16 protein-coding genes, 7 tRNA genes and 1 pseudogene are annotated in these 19,742 nt (G+C 72.8%); 12 read left to right on the plus strand and 12 right to left on the minus strand.

The window, feature by feature from the left end:
• Positions 1-139: 139 nt before the first annotated feature.
• Positions 140-2,110 carry an elongation factor G gene (locus tag ABT118_RS09860; protein ID WP_350646221.1) on the plus strand — a complete coding sequence of 657 codons (1,971 nt, stop codon included), beginning with the start codon at positions 140-142 and terminating at the stop codon, positions 2,108-2,110.
• Here ABT118_RS09860 and ABT118_RS09865 read toward each other — a convergent pair.
• On the minus strand, positions 2,107-2,532 hold the full coding sequence (locus tag ABT118_RS09865) for a thiol-disulfide oxidoreductase DCC family protein (RefSeq protein WP_350646222.1): 426 nt from the start codon (positions 2,530-2,532) through the stop codon (positions 2,107-2,109). The genes ABT118_RS09860 and ABT118_RS09865 overlap by 4 nt on opposite strands.
• Before the next feature lie 193 nt (positions 2,533-2,725).
• Between ABT118_RS09865 and ABT118_RS09870 the strand changes: the two genes are divergently transcribed.
• Positions 2,726-4,369, plus strand: a complete 1,644-nt coding sequence (locus tag ABT118_RS09870; RefSeq protein WP_350646223.1) for an AbeC-like domain-containing protein — start codon at positions 2,726-2,728, stop codon at positions 4,367-4,369.
• Between the two features lie 59 nt (positions 4,370-4,428).
• Here the strand turns inward: ABT118_RS09870 and ABT118_RS09875 are convergent, their stop codons facing one another.
• Both ABT118_RS09875 and thrS read right to left on the minus strand, forming a co-directional pair.
• Complete coding sequence (locus ABT118_RS09875; RefSeq protein ID WP_350646224.1) at positions 4,429-4,989, minus strand: HIT family protein; 561 nt, start codon at positions 4,987-4,989, stop codon at positions 4,429-4,431.
• A 75-nt stretch (positions 4,990-5,064) separates the two neighbouring features.
• Complete coding sequence (gene thrS / locus ABT118_RS09880; RefSeq protein WP_350646225.1) at positions 5,065-7,044, minus strand: threonine--tRNA ligase; 1,980 nt, start codon at positions 7,042-7,044, stop codon at positions 5,065-5,067.
• Between the two features lie 234 nt (positions 7,045-7,278).
• Here thrS and ABT118_RS09885 point away from each other — a divergent pair, with 234 nt between their 5' ends.
• Positions 7,279-8,052 (plus strand): exonuclease domain-containing protein, encoded by a 774-nt coding sequence (locus ABT118_RS09885; RefSeq protein ID WP_350646226.1) that lies wholly within the window; start codon positions 7,279-7,281, stop codon positions 8,050-8,052.
• Between the two features lie 75 nt (positions 8,053-8,127).
• Here the strand turns inward: ABT118_RS09885 and ABT118_RS09890 are convergent.
• The 3 genes from ABT118_RS09890 to ABT118_RS09900 form a co-directional block, all read right to left on the minus strand.
• Positions 8,128-8,199: transfer RNA gene (locus ABT118_RS09890), tRNA-Val, on the minus strand.
• 198 nt (positions 8,200-8,397) lie between these two features.
• Positions 8,398-8,469: transfer RNA gene (locus ABT118_RS09895), tRNA-Val, on the minus strand.
• 54 nt (positions 8,470-8,523) lie between these two features.
• The gene (locus ABT118_RS09900) at positions 8,524-8,958 is read right to left on the minus strand and encodes a TIGR02611 family protein (RefSeq protein WP_350646227.1); all 435 of its coding nucleotides are present in this window, start codon (positions 8,956-8,958) and stop codon (positions 8,524-8,526) included.
• Positions 8,959-9,153: 195 nt separating this feature from the next.
• Here ABT118_RS09900 and ABT118_RS09905 point away from each other — a divergent pair, with 195 nt between their 5' ends.
• From ABT118_RS09905 to ABT118_RS09915, 3 genes are all read left to right on the plus strand, one after another.
• Positions 9,154-9,567 (plus strand): SsgA family sporulation/cell division regulator, encoded by a 414-nt coding sequence (locus ABT118_RS09905; RefSeq protein WP_030056266.1) that lies wholly within the window; start codon positions 9,154-9,156, stop codon positions 9,565-9,567.
• 246 nt (positions 9,568-9,813) lie between these two features.
• Entirely contained in the window at positions 9,814-10,380 is a 567-nt protein-coding gene (locus ABT118_RS09910) for a CGNR zinc finger domain-containing protein (RefSeq protein WP_350646228.1), read from the plus strand.
• A 49-nt stretch (positions 10,381-10,429) separates the two neighbouring features.
• Complete coding sequence (locus ABT118_RS09915; RefSeq protein WP_350646229.1) at positions 10,430-10,921, plus strand: DsbA family protein; 492 nt, start codon at positions 10,430-10,432, stop codon at positions 10,919-10,921.
• An 18-nt stretch (positions 10,922-10,939) separates the two neighbouring features.
• Here the strand turns inward: ABT118_RS09915 and ABT118_RS09920 are convergent, their stop codons facing one another.
• From ABT118_RS09920 to ABT118_RS09930, 3 genes are read right to left on the minus strand one after another with little or no spacing between them, the layout of a single operon-like run.
• A complete protein-coding gene (locus tag ABT118_RS09920; protein WP_350646230.1) occupies positions 10,940-11,782 on the minus strand; it encodes a GNAT family N-acetyltransferase in 843 nt (280 codons plus the stop codon).
• A gap of 60 nt (positions 11,783-11,842) precedes the next feature.
• Positions 11,843-12,658, minus strand: coding sequence for an aminotransferase class IV (locus ABT118_RS09925; protein WP_502884509.1), 816 nt, complete (start codon positions 12,656-12,658; stop codon positions 11,843-11,845).
• Positions 12,658-13,692: a chorismate-binding protein gene (locus tag ABT118_RS09930; protein ID WP_350646545.1), complete on the minus strand. Its 1,035-nt coding sequence runs from the start codon at positions 13,690-13,692 to the stop codon at positions 12,658-12,660. The genes ABT118_RS09925 and ABT118_RS09930 overlap by 1 nt, the downstream gene beginning before the upstream one ends.
• A gap of 301 nt (positions 13,693-13,993) precedes the next feature.
• On the opposite strand from ABT118_RS09930, the gene ABT118_RS09935 reads away from it, so the two are divergent.
• The 5 genes from ABT118_RS09935 (at position 13,994) to ABT118_RS09955 (ending at position 14,518) form a co-directional block, all read left to right on the plus strand.
• Positions 13,994-14,066: transfer RNA gene (locus tag ABT118_RS09935), tRNA-Gly, on the plus strand.
• A 43-nt stretch (positions 14,067-14,109) separates the two neighbouring features.
• Positions 14,110-14,183, plus strand: a tRNA-Cys gene (locus ABT118_RS09940).
• Positions 14,184-14,216: 33 nt separating this feature from the next.
• A tRNA-Val gene (locus ABT118_RS09945) sits at positions 14,217-14,288 on the plus strand.
• Positions 14,289-14,331: 43 nt separating this feature from the next.
• A tRNA-Val gene (locus ABT118_RS09950) sits at positions 14,332-14,403 on the plus strand.
• A 43-nt stretch (positions 14,404-14,446) separates the two neighbouring features.
• Positions 14,447-14,518, plus strand: a tRNA-Val gene (locus ABT118_RS09955).
• A gap of 213 nt (positions 14,519-14,731) precedes the next feature.
• On the opposite strand, the gene ABT118_RS09960 is transcribed toward ABT118_RS09955, so the two are convergent.
• Positions 14,732-14,935 carry a hypothetical protein gene (locus tag ABT118_RS09960; RefSeq protein ID WP_350646231.1) on the minus strand — a complete coding sequence of 68 codons (204 nt, stop codon included), beginning with the start codon at positions 14,933-14,935 and terminating at the stop codon, positions 14,732-14,734.
• 432 nt (positions 14,936-15,367) lie between these two features.
• Between ABT118_RS09960 and ABT118_RS09965 the strand changes: the two are divergent.
• Positions 15,368-16,540: pseudogene (locus ABT118_RS09965) on the plus strand (serine/threonine-protein kinase); the annotation flags it as partial.
• A gap of 596 nt (positions 16,541-17,136) precedes the next feature.
• Here ABT118_RS09965 and abc-f read toward each other — a convergent pair.
• Positions 17,137-18,804: a ribosomal protection-like ABC-F family protein gene (gene abc-f / locus ABT118_RS09970; protein WP_502884510.1), complete on the minus strand. Its 1,668-nt coding sequence runs from the start codon at positions 18,802-18,804 to the stop codon at positions 17,137-17,139.
• Positions 18,805-18,900: 96 nt separating this feature from the next.
• Positions 18,901-19,719 (minus strand): TrmH family RNA methyltransferase, encoded by an 819-nt coding sequence (locus ABT118_RS09975; protein ID WP_350646232.1) that lies wholly within the window; start codon positions 19,717-19,719, stop codon positions 18,901-18,903.
• Positions 19,720-19,742: the final 23 nt, after the last annotated feature.

Genomic DNA, 19,742 nt, shown 5'->3' on the forward strand with positions numbered 1-19,742 from the left:
CGGATCGGCCCGCCCGGCTGGACAATGGTATCCACGCCGCTCGCACGCTCCGCCGCCCCACGCCCGCGAGCCGGACCCCGGCCCACCCGGCCGCCACCCAGGGCAGTTGAGGGCACACCCACCGTCACGGAGGTGCGCCATGTCGGACCGGACCGCCCCACCGCCGCCGCCCGTCGAGGACCCCGGCCGGCTGCGCAACGTGGTCCTGGTCGGCGCCCCCGGCTCCGGCAAGACCGCGCTGGCCGAGGCCCTCGCACTCGCCGCCGGGGCGATCACCCGGGCCGGCAGCGTGCCGGACGGCAGCACCGTCTCCGACCACGAGGCGATCGAGCACCAGCAGCAGCGCTCGGTCCAGCTCGCCGTGCTGCCGCTGGCCTGGCGCGGCCACAAGATCAACCTGATCGACACCCCCGGCTACGCCGACTTCGCGGGCGAGCGCCGGGCCGGCATGCGCGCCGCCGAGGCCGCCGTCCTGGTCGTCTCCGCCACCGAACCGGTCGGCCCGACCGTGCTGGCCCTCTGGCGCGAGTGCCGGGCCGCCGGGCTCCCCACCGCCATCGCGCTCACCCGGGTGCACGGCCCCGAGGCCGTGACGGCCTGTCAGCAGGCCTTCGGCGAGGGCCACCCCGACACCGTCCTGCCGCTGTTCCTGCCCGGCTTCCGGGACGGGCGGCTCACCGGCTCGGTCGAGCTGCTCACCGGCCGCGGCTACGGCGACGCTCCCGAACCCGACCGGGCCGCCCGCGGCGCCCTGGTGGAGGCCATCGCCGGCGAGGACGACACCCTGCTGGAGCGCTGGGTGGCCGGCGAGGAGCTGGAGCCGGACGCCCTCACCGCCGCACTGCGCCGCGAGCTCCGGCAGAACACCGTCCACCCGCTGCTCTGCACCGCCGCCCCGCTCGGCGCCACCGAACTGCTCGACCTGGTGGTCGACGCCTTTCCCTCCCCCGCCGAACGCACCGACGGCCTCCCGGCCCCCGACCCCGACGCCCCCGTGCTGGCCCAGGTGGTGCACACCGGCGAGGACCAGTACGTCGGCCGGCTCAGCCTGGTCCGGGTCTTCACCGGCACCCTGCGCCCCGACACCCCGCTCGGCGGCGAACGGGTCACCGCGATCACCAGCCCGTTCGGCCACCACCAGCGCCCCGTACCGCAGGCGCTCCCCGGCGACCTGGTCTGCCTGGCCCGGCTCGGCACCGCCCGCACCGGCGACACCCTGAGCGCGGACGGAGCCGCCCTGGACCGCTGGCCCCAGCCGGAACCGCTGCTGCCCACCGCCGTCGAGGCCCACAGCAAGGCCGACGAGGACCGGCTGGCCCAGAGCCTGGCCCGCCTCACCGCCCAGGACCCGGCGCTCCGGGTCGAGCAGAACCCCGACACCCACCAGCTGGTCCTCTGGTGCACCGGCGAGGCCCACCAGGCCGTCGTGCTGGACCGGCTCCGCACCCGCTACGGCGTCCAGGTCGACGCCGTCGCGTACCGGGTCGCCCTGCGCGAGACCTTCGCCGCCCCGGGCACCGGCCACGGACGGCACGTCAAACAGTCCGGCGGGCACGGGCAGTACGCGATCTGCGACCTGACGGTGGAGCCGCTGCCGGGCGGCGGCGTCGAGTTCGTCGACCACGTGGTCGGCGGCGCCGTCCCCCGCAACTTCGTGCCCTCGGTGGAGAAGGGCGTCCGCGGCCAGCTCGCCAAGGGCGTGCTGGCCGGCTACCCCGTGGTCGACGTCCGGGTCACCCTGACCGACGGCAAGGCGCACTCGGTCGACTCCTCCGACGCGGCCTTCCAGGCCGCCGCCGCACTGGCCCTGCGGGAGGCCGCCGCCGACGGCTCGGTACGGCTGCTGGAGCCCGTCGCCGAGGTACGGGTGCTGCTGCCCGACGAGTACCAGGGCGCGGTCCTCAGCGACCTCTCCGCCCGCCGGGGCCACGTCCTCGGCACCGAGCCGGGCGGCCCCGGCCTCAGCCTGCTCCGCGCCGAGGTCCCCGAGCTGGAGCTGGCCCACTACCCGGTGGACCTCCGCTCGCTGTCCCACGGCACGGGCACCTTCTCCCGCAGCTACGTCCGCCACGCACCGATGCCGGCGGCGCTGGCCGCGCAGTACCGCTAGCGGCGCGGCAGCGAGCAGGCCGGGGTGCCGCCCGGGAGGCTGTGGCGGTTGCGGGCGACCCAGCGGTAGCCGAGGGCGGCCAGGGGGCGGACCGGGGCGAGGGTGAGCAGCGCGCCGAGGTAGGCCCAGGCGCCGCCGCTCCGCAGCAGCAGCCGGGCCGCTGCCTGCGCACCGCTGTGGACGTCCCCGGCGGGTGTCAGCCAGAGCACCTCCTGCTCGGCCCGCTCCGCGGTGATCAGCCCGAGCCCGCCCGCCCGGGCGTCCAGCGCGGCCAGGTCGGCGAACTGGTACGGCACCGCCTCCCAGTTGCCCGCCGAGAGGCTCGCCCGCAGGTAGCGCTCGGCGGTCTGCACGCTGCTGGTGCAGAACGCGCAGTCGCCGTCGTAGATCAGCACCGGATCGGTCGGTCGAAGCTCGCTCATACCCCCGATCCTGCACCATCGCCCGGCCCGCACCGGCACGACCCCGCCCACAGGATCGAAGCCGTCCGAAACTGGGCACGATGCCTCCAAGGCCGACGTGTACCGGAAGTGACGGCTGTTCAGAGGATCATCCGCGCGCCGTACCGGTCGCGCGGTAACCTGCCGCTGACACAAGGGGAGGAGGGGAGCCGCCGTGACCAAGCTCGACATGACCCCGGGCGCGCAGATACCCCGTACGGACGTCGGGCCGCAGACCGCGGTCACCCAGTTGCTCTCCTCGGCGGCCTACCGGGACACCGAGGTCGAGGCGCTCGCCGCGCTCGAAGGCGTCAAGCTCAAAGAGGGCAAGTTCTTCAAGCTGTTCCGGCCCAGCACCGGCGAGGCCTTCACCCGCGCGGTGCTCGACCGGACGATCGGCAAGGGCCGCAACCCGCTGGTGCCGTCGTTCGGCACCGACACCCGGATGGTGGTCGAGCACTGCCTGGCCGCCCAGGAGCTGCGGGACGCCCGCGACCGCCAGCTGATGGTGGTCACCCTGCTCACCGGCGTGCTGTTCCTGCCGGGCGCGCTGATCTGGCTCGCGGTGTTCTACGGCCGTGCGTTCTTCAGGAAGAAGTCGCCCGGCCGCCAGGGCTTCTTCAACACCCTGTTGGTGCTGGTCGCGGTCGCGGTCGCGGCGGTGCTCGCGCTCTGGCCACCGATCGCCGGCCCGTTCGGACTGTACTTCCGGGTGATGGCGCTGGCGCCGGTGCTGGGCTGGTACCTGGCCAAGCGGATCAGCCTGCGCAGCACCATCCAACTGCGCGAGCGCTGGGGCGGTCTGATCGACGGCAGCGCCCTGGCGGCGACCGTGCCCAAGGCCGTCCCCCGGGACGACCTGGACAAGAAGGCGACCGAGCTGCGGGCCTCGCTGGAGCGGCTGACGGTCGAGCAGGAGACCAACATCCACCACTACGCGGGCGCGAAGGGCCTGCTCGGTGCGGGGATGCGCTGGGGCGACTGGCAGGTGGTGGAGGAGCTGCGCCCGGCCGAGGGCCAGGCGGACTTCCGCGCCTTCCACCCGTGGGACCTGGCCCGGCGGATCACCGCCAGGCTGGGCACGCTCGGCCAGAGCGAGGTCTCCGGCGGCGGCATGCCGCACATGGCGGTCCAGCAGTGGCTGGTGGTGGACATCCCCGAGGGCGCCGACGAGATCGGCCGCCCCGGCGGTCCGGACATGGACGGCTACCGGATGCGTGACTTCGCGCTCCAGGCGATCGCCAACCGGCAGACCCTCGGCACCGACAGCCGGCACCGCACCTCGGCCCAACTGGTGTTGCACAAGGGCCAGTTGGTCTCCACCGTGCTGATCGGTGTGACCGTGATGAACAACACCCTGCGGGTCTCGGTCTCCGGCCACGCGCTCGGCCCGCTGCACTCGCTGTTCGGCGCCAAGCCGAAGCCCAAGGAGATCAAGGTCCCGAAGACCGGCAAGTTCTGGGAGGAGCGCACCGTCGTCCTCCCGCTGGTGAACAACGACGAGGTGGTCCGCCAGGCCCTCCGCGCCCCGTTCCTCAAGCTGCCGACCCTGCTCACCTGGCTGGGCGGCTCGGTCTCGCTGCCGGAGCCGTTCTCGCTCCGCGGCGCCTGGGCGGACCGGACCTGGACCAGCCGGTTCAAGTCGGACGACGTCCTGTTCAGCGCCACCCCGGTGGTCAACGCGGTGATGGCGGCGACGCTGGAGTTCCTGGCCGAGCACGACGTCAACATCGACCGCTTCACCAACCGGATCGGCATCCTCAGGTCGGAGATGCAGGGCGTCCGGCCGTTCAAGGCGGACAGCGTCGACGCGGGCTGACCCGGCCGGACAGCAGGTGGGGCCGCACCGGCGTCCGGTGCGGCCCCACTGTCGTGCGGTCAGCTCTGCGGCCACGCCTCCGCGAGCATCTTCCGGGTGTCCGCCAGCAGTTGGGGCAGCACCTTGGTGTGGCCCACCACCGGCATGAAGTTGGTGTCCCCGCCCCAGCGCGGCACCACGTGCTGGTGCAGGTGCGCGGCGATGCCCGCCCCGGCGGCGGCGCCCTGGTTCATCCCGATGTTGAAGCCGTGCGCACCGGAGGCGGCCCGCAGCGCGGTCATGGCGCGCTTGGTGTAGTCGGCGAGCTCCTCGGTCTCCGCGGCGTCCAGGTCGGTGTAGTCCGCCACGTGCCGGTACGGGACCACCATCAGGTGCCCGCCGTTGTACGGGTAGAGGTTGAGGACCGCGAAGACCGAACCGCCCCGGGCGATGATCAGCCCGTCCTCGTCGCTGAGCGCGGGGATCGAGCAGAACGGGCAACCGTCGTCCGGGGCGGGCCCGGTGGGCTTGTTCTCACCTTGGATGTATGCCATCCGATGAGGCGTCCACAGGCGCCGGAAGCCGTCCGGCTCCCCCACGCCCTGCTGCAGTTCCGGCTCACTCGTCATGCTGATCAGCATATTCGCCGCAGCGTCCGTGCATAGCAGTGCGGGGCAGACTCGTTGAAGAGGCTGCCCCGCACACGTACTTGTGCGTCAGACCTGGACCCGGCGGCTGACCGCGTCGACGATCTCCGCGACCGCCTCGGCGACCGGCACGCCGTTCTTCTGCTCACCGTTGCGGTAGCGGAAGGAGACCGCGCCCGCCTCGACGTCGTCGTTGCCGGCGATCAGCATGAAGGGGATCTTCGCCTTCTGGGCGTTGCGGATCTTCTTCTGCATCCGGTCGTCCGAGGAGTCGACCTCGATCCGGATGCCCTGCTTCTTGAGCTCGGCCGCGATCTCCTGCAGGTACGGGATGTGCTCGTCGGTGATCGGGATGCCGACCACGGTGACCGGGGCGAGCCACGGCGGCATGGCGCCGGCGTAGTGCTCCAGCAGCACCGCGAAGAACCGCTCGATCGAGCCGAACAGCGCCCGGTGGATCATGACCGGCCGCTGCCGGTTGCCGTCCGAGCCCTGGAACTCCAGCTCGAACCGCTGCGGCAGCTGGAAGTCGACCTGGATGGTCGACATCTGCCAGGTCCGGCCGATCGCGTCCCGGGCCTGCACCGAGATCTTCGGACCGTAGAACGCGGCACCGGCCGGGTCGAGCACGAGCTCCAGGCCCTGCTTCTCGGCGGCCGCCCGCAGGGTCTCGGTGGCCTCCTCCCAGTCCTCGTCCGAGCCGATGAACTTCTCCGGGTCCTTGGTGGACAGCTCCAGGTAGAAGTCGTTCAGCCCGTAGTCGCGCAGCAGGTCCAGCACGAAGGTGAGCAGCGAGTCGAGCTCGTCCGCCATCTGGTCCCGGGTGCAGTAGATGTGCGCGTCGTCCTGGGTGAAGCCCCGGGCCCGGGTCAGGCCGTGCACCACGCCGGACTTCTCGTACCGGTACACGGTGCCGAACTCGAACAGCCGCAGCGGCAGTTCGCGGTACGAGCGGCCGCGCGAGCGGTAGATCAGGTTGTGCATCGGGCAGTTCATCGGCTTGAGGTAGTAGTCGACCTCGCCGTCCAGCTTCATGGGCGGGTACATGCCGTCGGCGTACCAGTCCAGGTGGCCCGAGAGCTCGAACAGGCTGCCCTTGGTGGCGTGCGGGGTGTAGACGAACTCGTAGTCCGCCTCCTCGTGCCGCTTCCGCGAGTAGTCCTCCATCACCCGGCGCATGATGCCGCCCTTGGGGTGGAACACCGCCAGGCCCGAACCGATCTCCTCCGGGATGGAGAACAGGTCCAGCTCGGCGCCGAGCTTGCGGTGGTCGCGCTTGGCGGCCTCCTCCAGGAACTCCAGGTGCGCCTTCAGCTCGTCCTTGGTCGGCCACGCGGTGCCGTAGATGCGCTGGAGCATCGGGTTCTTCTCGCTGCCGCGCCAGTAGGCGGCCGCGTTGCGCATCAGCTTGAACGCCGGAATCATCCGGGTGCTCGGCAGGTGCGGGCCGCGACAGAGGTCGCCCCAGCAGAGCTCGCCGGTCTTGGCGTCCACGTTGTCGTAGATGGTCAGCTCGCCGCTGCCCACCTCGACGTCGGCGCCCTCGCCCGCGGTGGCGGCGGAGCCCTTGAGACCGATCAGCTCGATCTTGTACGGCTCGCCGGCCAGCTCCTGGGCGGCCGCCTCGTCGGTGACCACCCGGCGGGAGAACTTCTGCCCGCGCTTGATGATCTCCTGCATCTTCTTCTCGATGGCCTTGAGGTCATCGGGGTGGAACGGCTTCTCGACGTCGAAGTCGTAGTAGAAGCCGTCCTTGACCGGCGGGCCGATGCCCAGCTTGGCCTCGGGGAAGAGCTGCTGCACGGCCTGCGCCATCACGTGCGCGGTGGAGTGCCGCAGGATGTCCAGGCCGTCCTTGCTGGAGATCACGACGGGCTCGACCTCGTCGCCGTCCTGCACCTGGTACGCCAGGTCCTTCAGCGCACCGGCGACCCGGGCGGCGATGATCGAGCGGTCGTCGGCGAAGAGCTCGGCGGCGGTAGTGCCCGTGGTCACCACGCGCTCTTCCCGATCGGGTTCGCGGTTGATGATGATCCGGACGTCGGTCACCGGTCTCTCCTGACATCTGTGCGCCACAGCACCATGCTGCGCGTGTCCGATGGTACCGAGAGCGGAGCCCCGACCGCGCACCCATATACCCCCGGCGGCGGCGACGCTCCGAACCGCGGGATTGAGGGGGCGTCAACTGCGGTATCACCAAGGGAGAACGCCGCTGTGCCCGGCGCGCCACTGGTCCTCGGTGGCGCGCCGGGCACCGCCCGGTGGGGATCGGGGGCCGCAGCCGTGCCGCACACTCAGCCCTGGTACCAGGGCCCACTCGCCTCATTCGACACCGAGACCACCGGTGTGGACGTCGAGACCGACCGGATCGTCTCGGCCGCGCTGGTGGTCCAGTCCGGACCGGCCGCACCGGCCCGTACCGTGAGCTGGCTCGCCGATCCCGGCGTACCGATCCCGGACGCGGCCCGCGCGGTGCACGGCATCACCGACCAGCGGGCCCGCGACTTCGGCCGCCCGCCCCGGGTGGTGGTCGCCGAGATCGCCCGCGCGCTGGCCGAACAGGCCCTGGCGCACGTGCCCTTGGTGGTGATGAACGCCCCGTTCGACCTCACCCTGCTGGACCGCGAGCTGCGCCGGCACCGCGGCAGCTCGCTCGCCGACAGCCTGGGCGGGACCGAACTGCTGGTGCTGGACCCCCGGGTGATGGACAAGTACGTCGATCGCTACCGCAAGGGCCGGCGCACCCTGACCGACCTGTGCGCGCACTACGGCGTGACCCTGTACGGGGCGCACGACGCGACGGCCGACGCGACCGCGACGCTGCAACTGGTGCGCGCACTGGGCGTCAGGTACCCGGTGCCGCTGGGGACGCTGACGCCGGCCGAGCTGCACCTGCGGCAGGCGGTCTGGCACGCGGCGCAGGCCCGGGGGCTGCAGAACTGGTTCGACCGCGAGGGCACCCGCGAGCGGGTCGACTTCGCCTGGCCGCTCCGCCCGGCCCGCTGCACCTGCGGCCGCCGGCTCGCGCTGGACCACCGCTGCGAGGCGGCTGCCTGAGCCGCGCCGCCCGGCTCCGGGAACGCCTCAGGCCCCGACCGAACTTCCGGTCGGGGCCTGAGTGTTGACTCCGGGTGGGCGATACTGGGATCGAACCAGTGACCCCTTCGGTGTGAACGAAGTGCTCTCCCGCTGAGCTAATCGCCCGGGCAACGAGAAGAACAGTAGCACCACTTGGGGGTGACTCCGCAAACCGCATCCGCCGGGGTGCACCCGACGGGCCCCCAGTTCCCGCGCCGGCGGCGGAGACTGATGGTGAATCAGTCAGGTCGCCGGAACGGAACCCGGAAACGGCAGAAGGCCCCGGCCAATTGAATTGGCCGGGGCCTTACTGTGCATTCCGGGTGGGCGATACTGGGATCGAACCAGTGACCCCTTCGGTGTGAACGAAGTGCTCTCCCGCTGAGCTAATCGCCCGGGTGCAGGGAAAACATTACCGCATGCCATGGGGTGCTCCGAACACCCCGGCGGTCAGCTCAGCTTCCACGGCATGGTGAGCCCGTACTTCCACAGGTACCAGCCGCCCAGGCCCGCGATGATCACCAGGCCGATGCTGGTGATGATGATGTTGCGGCGGCGCACCTTGGGGTCGAGCGCGCGCTGTGCCGCCTCCGTCACCTTGCGCTTGGTCCAGCGCAGCACCAGCTGGGCCCAGACGAACTCGGTCGCCCAGATGCCCATGCCCAGGAAGATGACCACCCAGCCCGGACCGGGCAGCGGCAGCATCACCACGCCGAGCGCGACCACCGCGAGGCCGACCAGGAAGATCGCCACCTGCCAGCTGAGGTGCAGCGGACGGGACCGGCGGATGAAGTGCGGAGCCTTGGAACCGAGACCCGGGTCGGTGGTCTCCGCGGCACTCTGCTCCGGGCCCTCGGGCTCAGGATTGTCGTTTCGTACAGCCATGCGGCGAAAACTACCGGAGGCGCCCGGCCCGATGGGGCTGATCCGGCTGCCGTAGCGATTCTGCAATGCGCCGGAAGGGGTACGACTCGCGCCTGAATCGGGACAGACGGGTTTACACCGGGCTTTCAGGTGGGATGGTCCGTTCGCCGACGTGCGATTCCCCGAGCGCACACTGAGCGAAAGGCCCTGGCGCTTATGAACACCACGGTCAGCTGCGAGCTGCACCTGCGCCTCATCGTGTCCAGCGAGTCGTCACTGCCCGTCCCCGCGGGCCTGCGCTACGACACTGCCGACCCCTATGCCGTGCACGCCACCTTCCATACGGGTGCCGACGAGACCGTCGAGTGGGTGTTCGCCCGCGACCTCCTTGCGGAGGGGCTGCACCGACCCACCGGTACCGGCGACGTCCGGGTGTGGCCCTCGCGCAGCCACGGTCAGGGGGTGGTCTGCATCGCCCTGAGTTCTCCGGAAGGAGAAGCCCTGCTGGAAGCCCCGGCTCGCGCGCTCGAGTCGTTCCTCAAGCGCACCGACGCCGCGGTGCCACCCGGCACCGAACACCGTCACTTCGATCTCGACCGGGAGCTGTCCCACATCCTCGCCGAGAGCTGAACCGCCTCGACGACGGGTCGTCCCGCCACCGCGTCCGTCCTACTCGGGGGCACGGTCGCACTCACAGCCGCCCAGCACGCGGCCTCGGGGCCAGGCCCCGGCACCACTCCGACCGGAGCGTGCCGGGGCCTTCGCCCGTCCGCCCGCCGTACCGGGAACGCCGCGTCCGAACCGGTGCTCCCGGTAGAGTCCACGGTGACGACCGACGCGGGGGCCCTCGGCCCCCCGCCGCGCGAGGAGCCTCACGTGCTGATCACCCATGACACCGAATGCGCCCTGGGCATTCTGGTCGAGCTGCTCAACACCTCGCCGGATGCCTGCGGCACCGAACAGCTGCCCGAGCTGACGGCGCTCGGCGCCTTCGTCGCCCGGCACGAGATCAGCGAGGTCGACTCGCTCACCCCGGCCGACCTGGCCGCCGTCCAGCTGCTGCGCGGCCGCCTGCGCGAGGTGTTCTCGGCCGGCTCCACCGAGGAGGCCGCCGAGCTGGTCAACGCCGTGGTCGCGGCCGCCGGGACCACGCCCCGGCTGACCAACCACGACCACCACGACTGGCACATCCACTACTTCGCCCCGCACGCCGCCATCGGCGACCACCTGGCCGCCGAGCTGGGCATGGCGCTGGCGTTCATCGTGATGGCCGGCGAGCGCGAGCGGCTGCGCCGCTGCGAGGCGCCGGACTGCGCCCGGGTCTTCGTCGACCTGTCCCGCAACCGCTCCCGCCGGTACTGCGACAGCCGCACCTGCGGCAACCGGCTGCACGTGGCCGCGTACCGGGCCCGCCAGCGGGCGGAGACCGTCGCCGCCGGCTGACCACCCGGCCTGGCCCGGGCGGGCTGCGGCGGGTGAAAGACTGGGCGGCATGACTGATGCCCCCCTCCCCCGCCTCGAGTTCTGGTGCGACCTGCAGTGCCCCGACTGCCGCACCGCCCTGGACGACGTCCGGACCCTGCGCGCCCGGTACGGCGACGCGCTCGCCATCGAGCTGCGGCACTTCCCGCTGGAGAAGAACAAGCACGCGTACGCCGCCGCCGAGGCGGCCGAGGAGGCGTTCGCCCAGGGGCAGGGCTGGGCGTACGCGGAGGCCCTGCTGGCGCGCTGCGACGAGCTCGCCCGGACCGGACAGCCGGTGCTCACCGCGCTGGCCGGAGAGCTCGGTCTGGACGCCGAGGAGGTCGAGCTCTCGCTGATCGACGGCCGGCACATGCTGGTGATCGACGCCGACCAGGCCGAGGGCCGGGCGATCGGGATCACCGGGACCCCGACGTACGTGATCGCCGGGCAGCGGCTGGACGGCGGCAAGAGCCAGGACGGCCTGCTGGACCGGATCGTCGCCCTGATCGAGGCGGGCTGACCGAGGGGGCGCCGGGGCTCAGGCAAGCGACTTGCCCAGCACCCTGCGGGTGACCCGGTAGCCCAGCGACTCGTACAGCCGGATCGCCACCGCGTTGCTGCTGAAGACGTTCAGCCCGAGCTGGGCCACCCCCGCCGTCAGGCACTCGCGTTCGGCGAGCAGCATCAGGGTGCGGCCGTGGCCGTGGCCCCGGTGCGCGGGCTCGACCGCGACGGTCATCACCCAGGCCAGCGCCTCGCCGTTCGGCAGCTGGTCCTGACGCAGCGTCAGCCAGAGCGTTCCCAGCAGGACGCCCTGCGCGTCGGTCAGTTCGCGCAGGGCCGTGCCGGGGGTGGCGTGGCCATCGCGCAGCAGCCGCAGGTGGTCGGCGTCCGACTTGGCCCGGGCCTGGCGCTCGCCCAGACCCGAGGCCGCCAGGTCGTGCAGATAGCCGGCCTTGGCCTGCTCCAGCCACCCCTCGTACCGCTCCGGACCGATCGGACGGACCGTCAACCGGCTTGGGAGCGGCGGGAGTTCGGCGAGGCTTTTGGCCATATTCCGCATCCGCTCGGTGTAGCCGAGCGCCTCGGCCAGGGCGAGCGCGGCGTCGTTCTCGGCCGGGACGGTCACGTCCACCCGGCGGCAGCCCCAGGCCCGCAGGACCTCCTCCGCCGCCAGCGCCCCGACGGTGGCCCGGCCCCGGCGCTGCCCCGAGCCGACCTCCAACTCGGAGATCTCGCCCCATCGCTGGTCCCCGTACGGCGTCGCCGTGGTCCGCAGCCCGCCCACCGGGCGGCCGTTCACGCAGATCAGCCACCGCCTGCTCCGGCCCCCGCCGGGTCGCAGCTCCTCGGGGTGCTCGGGACGCAGCGTGGTGGTCATGTGGTGACCTCTTCCCCGGTGGGCTGCGCGCAACCGCCCACCGGGGGTTCGGGGCGCTGCCTACGGGTCGAGGTCGTCCGCGGCGCGTTCGGCGAACTGGGCCATCGCCTTGAGGGTGACCGGGCCGGGGCCGGCCAGGGTGCGGTCGTCGATCCGGGTGACGGACTGGACGTCGCGCAGGGTGGAGGTGAGGAAGACCTCCTCCGCGTCGGCGAGGACGGCGAACGGCAGGTCGGCCTCCTCCGCGCCGGTCCACTCGACCACCAGCTGCCGGGTGATGCCGGCCAGGCAGCCGGAGGCGAGGGCCGGGGTGAGCAGCCGTCCGCCGAGCACCACGAAGATGTTGGAGCCGGTGCCCTCGCAGAGCTGTCCGGCGGTGTTGGCGAAGACCGCCTCCGAGGCGCCGACCCGGTGGGCGGCGGCCAGCGCGACCACGTTCTCCGCGTAGGAGGTGGTCTTCAGACCGGCCACCGCGCTGTGCTCGTTGCGGCGCCACGGCACGGTGTGCACGGCGGTGGTGTCCGGCCGGGGGTTGGCGCTGCCCAGGGCGATCACCAGGGTGGTGGGGTCGGTGCCGCGCTCCGAGCCGAGCGGGGAGATGCCGCCGGTGTACGTGATCCGGAGCCGGCCGAGCGGCATCGGGTTGGCGGCCAGGACCTGTGCGACGCCCGCGCGGACCACCGCGTGGTCGGGGTCGGTCAGGCCGAGGCCGCGGGCGGAGCGGCTGAGCCGGTCCAGGTGGCGGGTGAGTGCGAAGGGCTGTCCGTCCACCGCCTTCACGGTCTCGAAGACGCCGTCGCCGACGGTGAGTCCGTGGTCGAGTACGGAGACGGCGGCGCTGCCGTCGTCGACCAGGGAGTCGTTGACCCAGATCATCAGTTGTTGCTCCTCGGGTGCTGATCGGTGCCCGAGGCTATCGCGACCAGGCGGGCGGCCTTGAGTTCGGTCTCGTCCCATTCGCGGTCGGGATCCGAGCCCCAGGTGATGCCGGCGCCGGTGCCGAAGCGCAGGACGGGGGCGCCGGGGTAGGTCCGGTCGATCCAGAACGTCCGGATGCCGACCGCGAGTTCGGCCTCGCCCCGGTCCGCGTCGACCCAGCCGATCGCACCGCAGTAGGGGCCGCGCGGGGCGGTCTCCAGCGCGTCGATGATCCGCAGGGCGCTGGACTTGGGGGCACCGGTGACCGAGCCGGGCGGGAAGGTGGCGTCGAACAGCGCGCCCCAGCCCGCACCGCCGTGCAGTCGGCCCGCGACGGTGGAGACCAGGTGGACCAGCCCGGGGTGCTTCTCCACCACGCAGAGGTCGGGCACCGTGATGCTGCCGGTCTCGCAGACCCGGCCGAGGTCGTTGCGGACCAGGTCGACGATCATCACGTTCTCGGCGTGGTCCTTCTCCAGCAGGTCGTGCTCGGTGCGGCCGGTGCCCTTGATCGGTCCGGAGGAGACGGCGCGGCCGTCCTGGCGCAGGTAGAGCTCGGGCGAGGCGGTGGCGATCTCGACGCCGTGCTCCGGCAGCCGGATCGTCCCGGCGTAGGGGGCGGGGTTGCCGTGCGCGAGCAGCCCGGTGAGGGCGTCGATGTCGGTACGGTCCGGATCGGGCAGCGGCGCGGAGAGGACCCGGCAGAGGTTGGCCTGGTAGACCTCGCCGGCCGCGATGTGCTCGCGGATGCGGCGGACGCCCGCGGTGTAGGCGTCCCGGTCCAGCGAGCTGTGCCAGTCGGCCGGGTCCGGGCCGCGCCAGCCCCCGGTGCGCGGCGGGGCCGGATCGGACCGCACCTGGTCGAAGCGGGCACAGGTGAGGCGGCCCTCGAAGTCGTACGCGACGGCCCAGAAGCCTTCGGTGTCCAGGACGGCCGGGTCCGAGCTGACCTCACGCAGGCCGGTGGCCAGGCGCCCGCCGAAGCGGGCCATCGGAACGGCGGTGGCGTGGGGTGCGGTACGGCCGGACACGGTTCTCCTGCGCGGATTCGGTGCTGCTCCGCACGTGCGTGGGTGCGGAAGGCTGAGGGAGTGCGGTGGCTTGAAGTGTAGGTCGGAGGGGGTCCCGGGCGTCGGCCGCGGAGGCCCCGGGGAGCTGACGGGGCGCCATCTCGGAGGCACCCCGGCGGCACGCTGCGGGAACGGAATTTGAGCTGGCCCAGGAATCCGCTAAAGTTCAACACGTCGCCGGGAAACGGAGCCGCAAACAAGCGGTGAAGTGACCGGGAGACAGGCGGACGTGGCTCAGTTGGTAGAGCATCACCTTGCCAAGGTGAGGGTCGCGAGTTCGAATCTCGTCGTCCGCTCGACGGAGAACAGTGTAAGATCGTTCTTCTGTGTGTGTTGCCTGGTGGAGTGGCCGAGAGGCGAGGCAACGGCCTGCAAAGCCGTGTACACGGGTTCAAATCCCGTCTCCACCTCCAAGAGGTGTCCCTGGTTCGCCAGGGCCCCTCCCCGCGCGATTAGCTCAGCGGGAGAGCACTTCCCTGACACGGAAGGGGTCACTGGTTCAATCCCAGTATCGCGCACTCGGTCCCCCCGGGGCCCGTCCGCAGCACCGCACCACCACCCGCGCGATTAGCTCAGCGGGAGAGCACTTCCCTGACACGGAAGGGGTCACTGGTTCAATCCCAGTATCGCGCACTCGGTCCCCCCGGGGCCCGTCCGCAGCACCGCACCACCACCCGCGCGATTAGCTCAGCGGGAGAGCACTTCCCTGACACGGAAGGGGTCACTGGTTCAATCCCAGTATCGCGCACCGCAGGTCGAGGGCCCTGATCCGACATCGGATCAGGGCCTTCGGCGTTCCCGGAAATCGGCGGACAGCAGCAGGGGCCGGGTACGGATCGTCCTCACCGACGATCCGTACCCGGCCCCTGCTCATGCTGCCGGAGTGCTCTGCACCGCCTCGCCCGTCCGCGTGTCCCTGGCGGTGCTCACCCCGGCCCGGCGCCGGACCTCTCCCCAGAGGTCAGCGCCCGATCAGATCGGCGACGGCCCTGGTCTGTGTCGCCAGTTGGTCCCAGCCGCCGAAGAGCACCAGGAGGGCGACGGCGAAGGGGAGGACCATGGCCACGGCCACCGCCGGGTGCCGGGTGCCCGGCTCGGCGGCGCCGGCCGGGGACCGGCGGAACCCGGTGCGGCTGCGGCCGGCTTCGGTGAGCTGGGTGGCCATGGTCGGTGCTCCTGCCTTCGTCGTGCTCGTCGCTGACCTGGTGTCATGTCGGTGGCGGTGGGCGGTTACCTCGGGGGACGAGCCGGCCGCCCACCGCTGAGTACAAAGGTATGCGGGGGCACCGACGGGGTCGTCATGCCCGCGTACCGTTCCCTGGGCATCCCCGAGGATGACGCCGGGCCGCCCGGCCTACTACCGGAGGGGGAGACCGGGTGCCGGTGAGCCCCTAGGCAACCCTGAGAGCCACCCCCAGGGGTCGTTCCGCCGCTGGTCAGCAGGGCCGTCCGGGCAGATCCGACAATCCGACCGGCCCGGCGGGTGTTGCGTATCAGCACACCGCAGCACGGAGTCCGTAAGCTGTGCCGGAACAGGATTCTGACGGTGCCCCAACCGACGGGGTCTCACCCTTCAGGCTGACGGGAAGAACTGACTATGGCGATGATGCGGCTGAGGCGTGAGGACCCCCGCATCGTCGGCCCCTACCGGCTGCACCGTCGGCTCGGCGCCGGCGGGATGGGTGTGGTGTACCTCGGCTCCGACCGCAAGGGCCAGCGGGTCGCGCTCAAACTGATCCGGGCCGAGCTGGCCGAGGACGCCGAGTTCCGGACCCGGTTCGCCCGGGAGATCGCCGCCGCCTCGAAGATCCGCGGCGGCTGCACCGCGCGCGTGGTCGGCTCCGACATCGAGACCGAGCGGCCCTGGCTGGCCACCGCGTACGTCCCCGGTCCCTCGCTGTACAAGCGGGTCGGCGAGGAGGGGCCGCTGCCCTGGCCGGAGGCGGCCCGGATCGGCGCCGCGCTGGCCGACGGGCTGGTGAAGGTGCACGAGGCCGGGGTGGTGCACCGCGACCTCAAGCCGTCCAACATCCTGCTCTCCCCCAAGGGTCCGCGGATCATCGACTTCGGCATCGCCTGGTCGCGCGGGGCCAGCACGCTCACCCATGTCGGCACCGCCGTCGGCTCCCCCGGCTTCCTGGCGCCCGAGCAGGTCAGGGGGGCGGCCGTGACGCCGGCCACGGACGTGTTCGCGTTCGGCGCCACCCTGGCGTACGCGCTCACCGGGGACTCCCCGTTCGGCTCCGGCGCCTCGTCCGAGGTGATGCTGTACCGGGTGGTGCACGAGGAGCCCGACCTCTCCGCCGTACCGCCGTCGCTGGCGCCGCTGGTCCGGGCCTGCCTGGCCAAGGAGCCGGCCGAGCGGCCCGGCGCCGCCGCGCTGCACGAGCGGCTGACCGAACTCGCCTCCCGGGCCACCCTGTTGCCCCCCGCCGCCCGGCGCGCCGCCGCCGCGCCGCAGCCCGCAGCCGCCCGGCCCCAGCAGGCCCGCAGGCCCGCGGGCCCGGGCCGGCCGGACCGGCAGACCACCGCGCCGATGCCGCAGGCGGTGGCCGCCGAGCTGCTGAGGGAGCGTCAGACCGCCCCGGACGGGCGCCCCGTCCCGCCCGCCCGGACCGGCGGGCCGCAGCGGGAGCGCCAGCACACCCTGCCGGGCCGCCCCGCCGAGGCCAGGCGCCGACTGCTCCGGCAGCGGGTGGTGGTCTTCGTCACCGTCACCGTCGGGGTCGCGCTGGCGATCGCGGCGGCCCAGGGCTGCGAGAACCGCAGCAACCAGGGCGTGCGCCCGGTGCCCGCCGTGGGCTCCCCGGTCGCGTCCGGGTCGCCCGTCTCGGTCTCGATCGACGGCGTCCAGCCGCCCGCCGCACCGTTCGCGGCGGTGGCCAGGGCCAGTGCCGACGCCGGGCTCGGCCCGGCCGCGGGCGTCGCCCTGCCCACCGTGGACTGGCCCAACCGCAGCTACGCCGACCCGTCCGGCGGCCCGGCCATCCGGCTCCGGGACGGCCGCTCGGCCGTGGAGGGCATCCAGGTCGGCCTCTCCACCGTGGTGCCCGCCCGCTACCACGGCGCCCCGGCGGCGCTGGTGGTGCTGCGGCGGGCCGAGGGTTCGGCGCCGGTGGACCTGGTGCAGCTGTACGGCTTCAGCGCGGACACCCCGGTGCTGCTGGCCTCGCGGGCCTCGGTGGCCGACCCGCAGGCGACCGCCGCCTGGCGGATCGAGAGCGGTGCCCTGGTCCGGGAGGAGCGGGTCTCGCACACGGGTGCCGGGTCGACGACGCGTTACACGGTGCGCGGTGACGGGCAGTTGGAGGAGTCCTGGCCGGGCGCCGGGGTCTCCGGCGGCACCGGGACCGGCGGCAGTTGACCCTACGCCCGGCCCGGGTCGGCCGCCGTACGGGCGGGTGACGATCGGTCCGGCCCGGCGAGTTCGAGCCGGGGGCCGCTGAAGGCGGCCCGCAGGCGGCGGTCGTGGGTGACGGTGATCACGGTGCCCCGGTAGTCGGCCAGGGCCTGCTCCAGCTCCTCCACCAGGGCGGGCGCCAGGTGGTTGGTCGGCTCGTCCAGCAGCAGCAGGTCGACCGGTTCGGTGACCAGCCGGGCCAGTTCGAGCTTGCGGCGCTGCCCGGTGGAGAGCTCGCGGACCGGCGTGCCGAGATCGGCGGCCCGGAACAGTCCGAGGCCGAGCAGCCGGTCGGCCTGGTCGGCCGGCTCCCCCGGACGCCCGGCGGCGAAGGCACTCAGCACCGTACGGCCGCTCCGGGTGGGTCCGTCGTACTGGCGCAGCAGACCGACCCGGGCCGCCCGGCGGACGGTGCCCTGATCGGGTGTCAGCTCACCCGCCAGCACCTGGAGCAGGGTGGACTTGCCCGCCCCGTTCGGCCCGGTGACCAGCAGCCGGCCGCCGGGGGGCAGGCGGAGCGAGACCGGCGCCAGCCGGCCCTCCACCCCGACCCCGGCCAGCTCGACCGGCTGGGCCCCGCCCGCCGCGATGCCGCCGGTGAACCGCAGCGGGACGGGCGGCGGCGGCACCGGACGCTCGGTCAGCCGGTGCAGCTGCTCCCGCGCGCTGCGGATCCTGCTCATCGCACCGTGCGCCCGGGACCGGGCCCGGAAGGCGCCGGCACCGCTGAAGGCGGCCGGGGCCTTGCGCGGGATCGCGGCCAGGCTGCCGATGTTGGACTCGGCCAGCGCCGTGTGCCGGACCACCTCCGCCCGCCACCGCTCGTGCTCGTGCGCCCAGCGGGCCCGGGCGGCCGCCTTGGCGGCCAGGAAGCCGGGGTAGCCGTTCCCGTAGCGGTGGACGGTGTGCAGGGCGTCGTCCACCTCCAGGACCGCGGTGGTGACCCGGTCCAGGAAGACCCGGTCGTGGGTGGCGGCGACCACGGTCCCCCGGTGCGTGCGCAACCGCTGCTCCAGCCAGCCCACGGCCTCGTCGTCCAGGTCGTTGGTCGGCTCGTCCAGGAGCAGCAGTTCGGGCTCGGCGGCCAGGGTGGCGGCGAGTGCCAACCGGGACCGCTGACCGCCGGAGAGCGTCCCGAGCCGGCGGTCGCGGTCCAGCGGGCCGCGTTCGCCGAGGCGGCGCAGGGTGACCTCGACGGCCCGGTCGGCGGACGGTCCGCCGCGCGCCTCCCAGGCGGCGGTCAGCTCGCCGTATGCGGCCAGTTCGGCCGGGCCGGCCTGACGCAGGGTCAGCTCGGTCTGCCGGATCAGTCGCTCCAGGGCCCGCAGTTCGGCGAGCGCCAGGTCGACGGCGTCGCCGACCCGGGCCCGGTCCGGCAGGGCGAGGGTCTGGGCGAGGTGGCCGGTACCGCCGGGGGCCACCACCCGGACGGTGCCGTTGTCGGGGCGCTCGGCCCCGGCCAGCAGCCTGAGCAGGGTGGACTTGCCCGCACCGTTGTCCCCCACCACACCGATCCGCTCGCCGGGCCGGACGGTGCAGGAGACACGGTCGAGGACCATCCGGTCGTCGTAGCGCTTGACCACGTCGGAGAGGGTGATCTGGGTGACGGCAGAAGCAGCAGGGCGCAAGGGCATCCTCTGTCGGAGGGAAAACGAGACGGAACGGTCCGTCTCGTTGAGAGTAGAGCACGACGCCAGGTCCTGGCAAGACGTTACGTCTCGCCGGACGGGTCAGCTGCTCCGTGGGCGGGTGGCGTAGAAGGCCACGGCCGAGGCGGCCGCCACGTTGAGGGAGTCGACGCCGGCGTCCATCGGGATCCGGACGTGCAGGTCGACCGCGGCCAGGGTCCTGGGGGCGATGCCGTCGCCCTCCGTACCGAAGACCAGGGCGAGCCTGCTGTCGTCCCGCGCGGCGAGTTCGTCGAGCGTGATGGCCCGGTCGCTCAGGCAGAGCGCGGCGACCGCGAAGCCGGCGGAGCGGAGGGTGTCGACGTCGGCCGGCCAGGACTCCAGCCGGGTCCACGGCACCTGGAAGACCGCACCCATCGAGACCTTCACGGCCCGGCGGTAGAGCGGGTCGGCGCAGCGCGGGGTGAGCAGGACGGCGTCCACGCCGAGGGCGGCCGCGTTCCGGAAGGCGGCCCCGATGTTGGCGTGGTCGACGATGTCCTCGAACACCGCGACCCGGCGGAGCCCCTCGTCGGCCAGCAGGTCGGCGGCGGGGCGGAGCGGCGCGCGCTCCATCGAGGCGAGGGCGCCCCGGTGCACGTGGTAGCCGGTGACGGCCTCGGCCAGGTCGGGCTCCACCACGTGCACCGGTGCCGGGGTGTCGGCGATCACGTCGGACATGACGTCCAGCCACTTCGCGGTGAGCAGCATCGAGCGCATCCGGAAGCCCGCGGCCACCGCGCGGCGGATCACCTTCTCGCCCTCGGCGATGAAGAGGCCCTCGGCGGGTTCGCGACGGCGGCGCAGCTCGACATCGGTCAGGCCGGTGTAGTCGGAGAGCCGGGGGTCGGCGGGGTCGGTGATCAGGGTCGGTTCAGCCACGGTTCGATCTTGGCACACCGCTC

This window comes from Kitasatospora sp. NPDC002040 (assembly GCF_040296785.1).
Taxonomy (GTDB): Bacteria; Actinomycetota; Actinomycetes; order Streptomycetales; family Streptomycetaceae; genus Kitasatospora.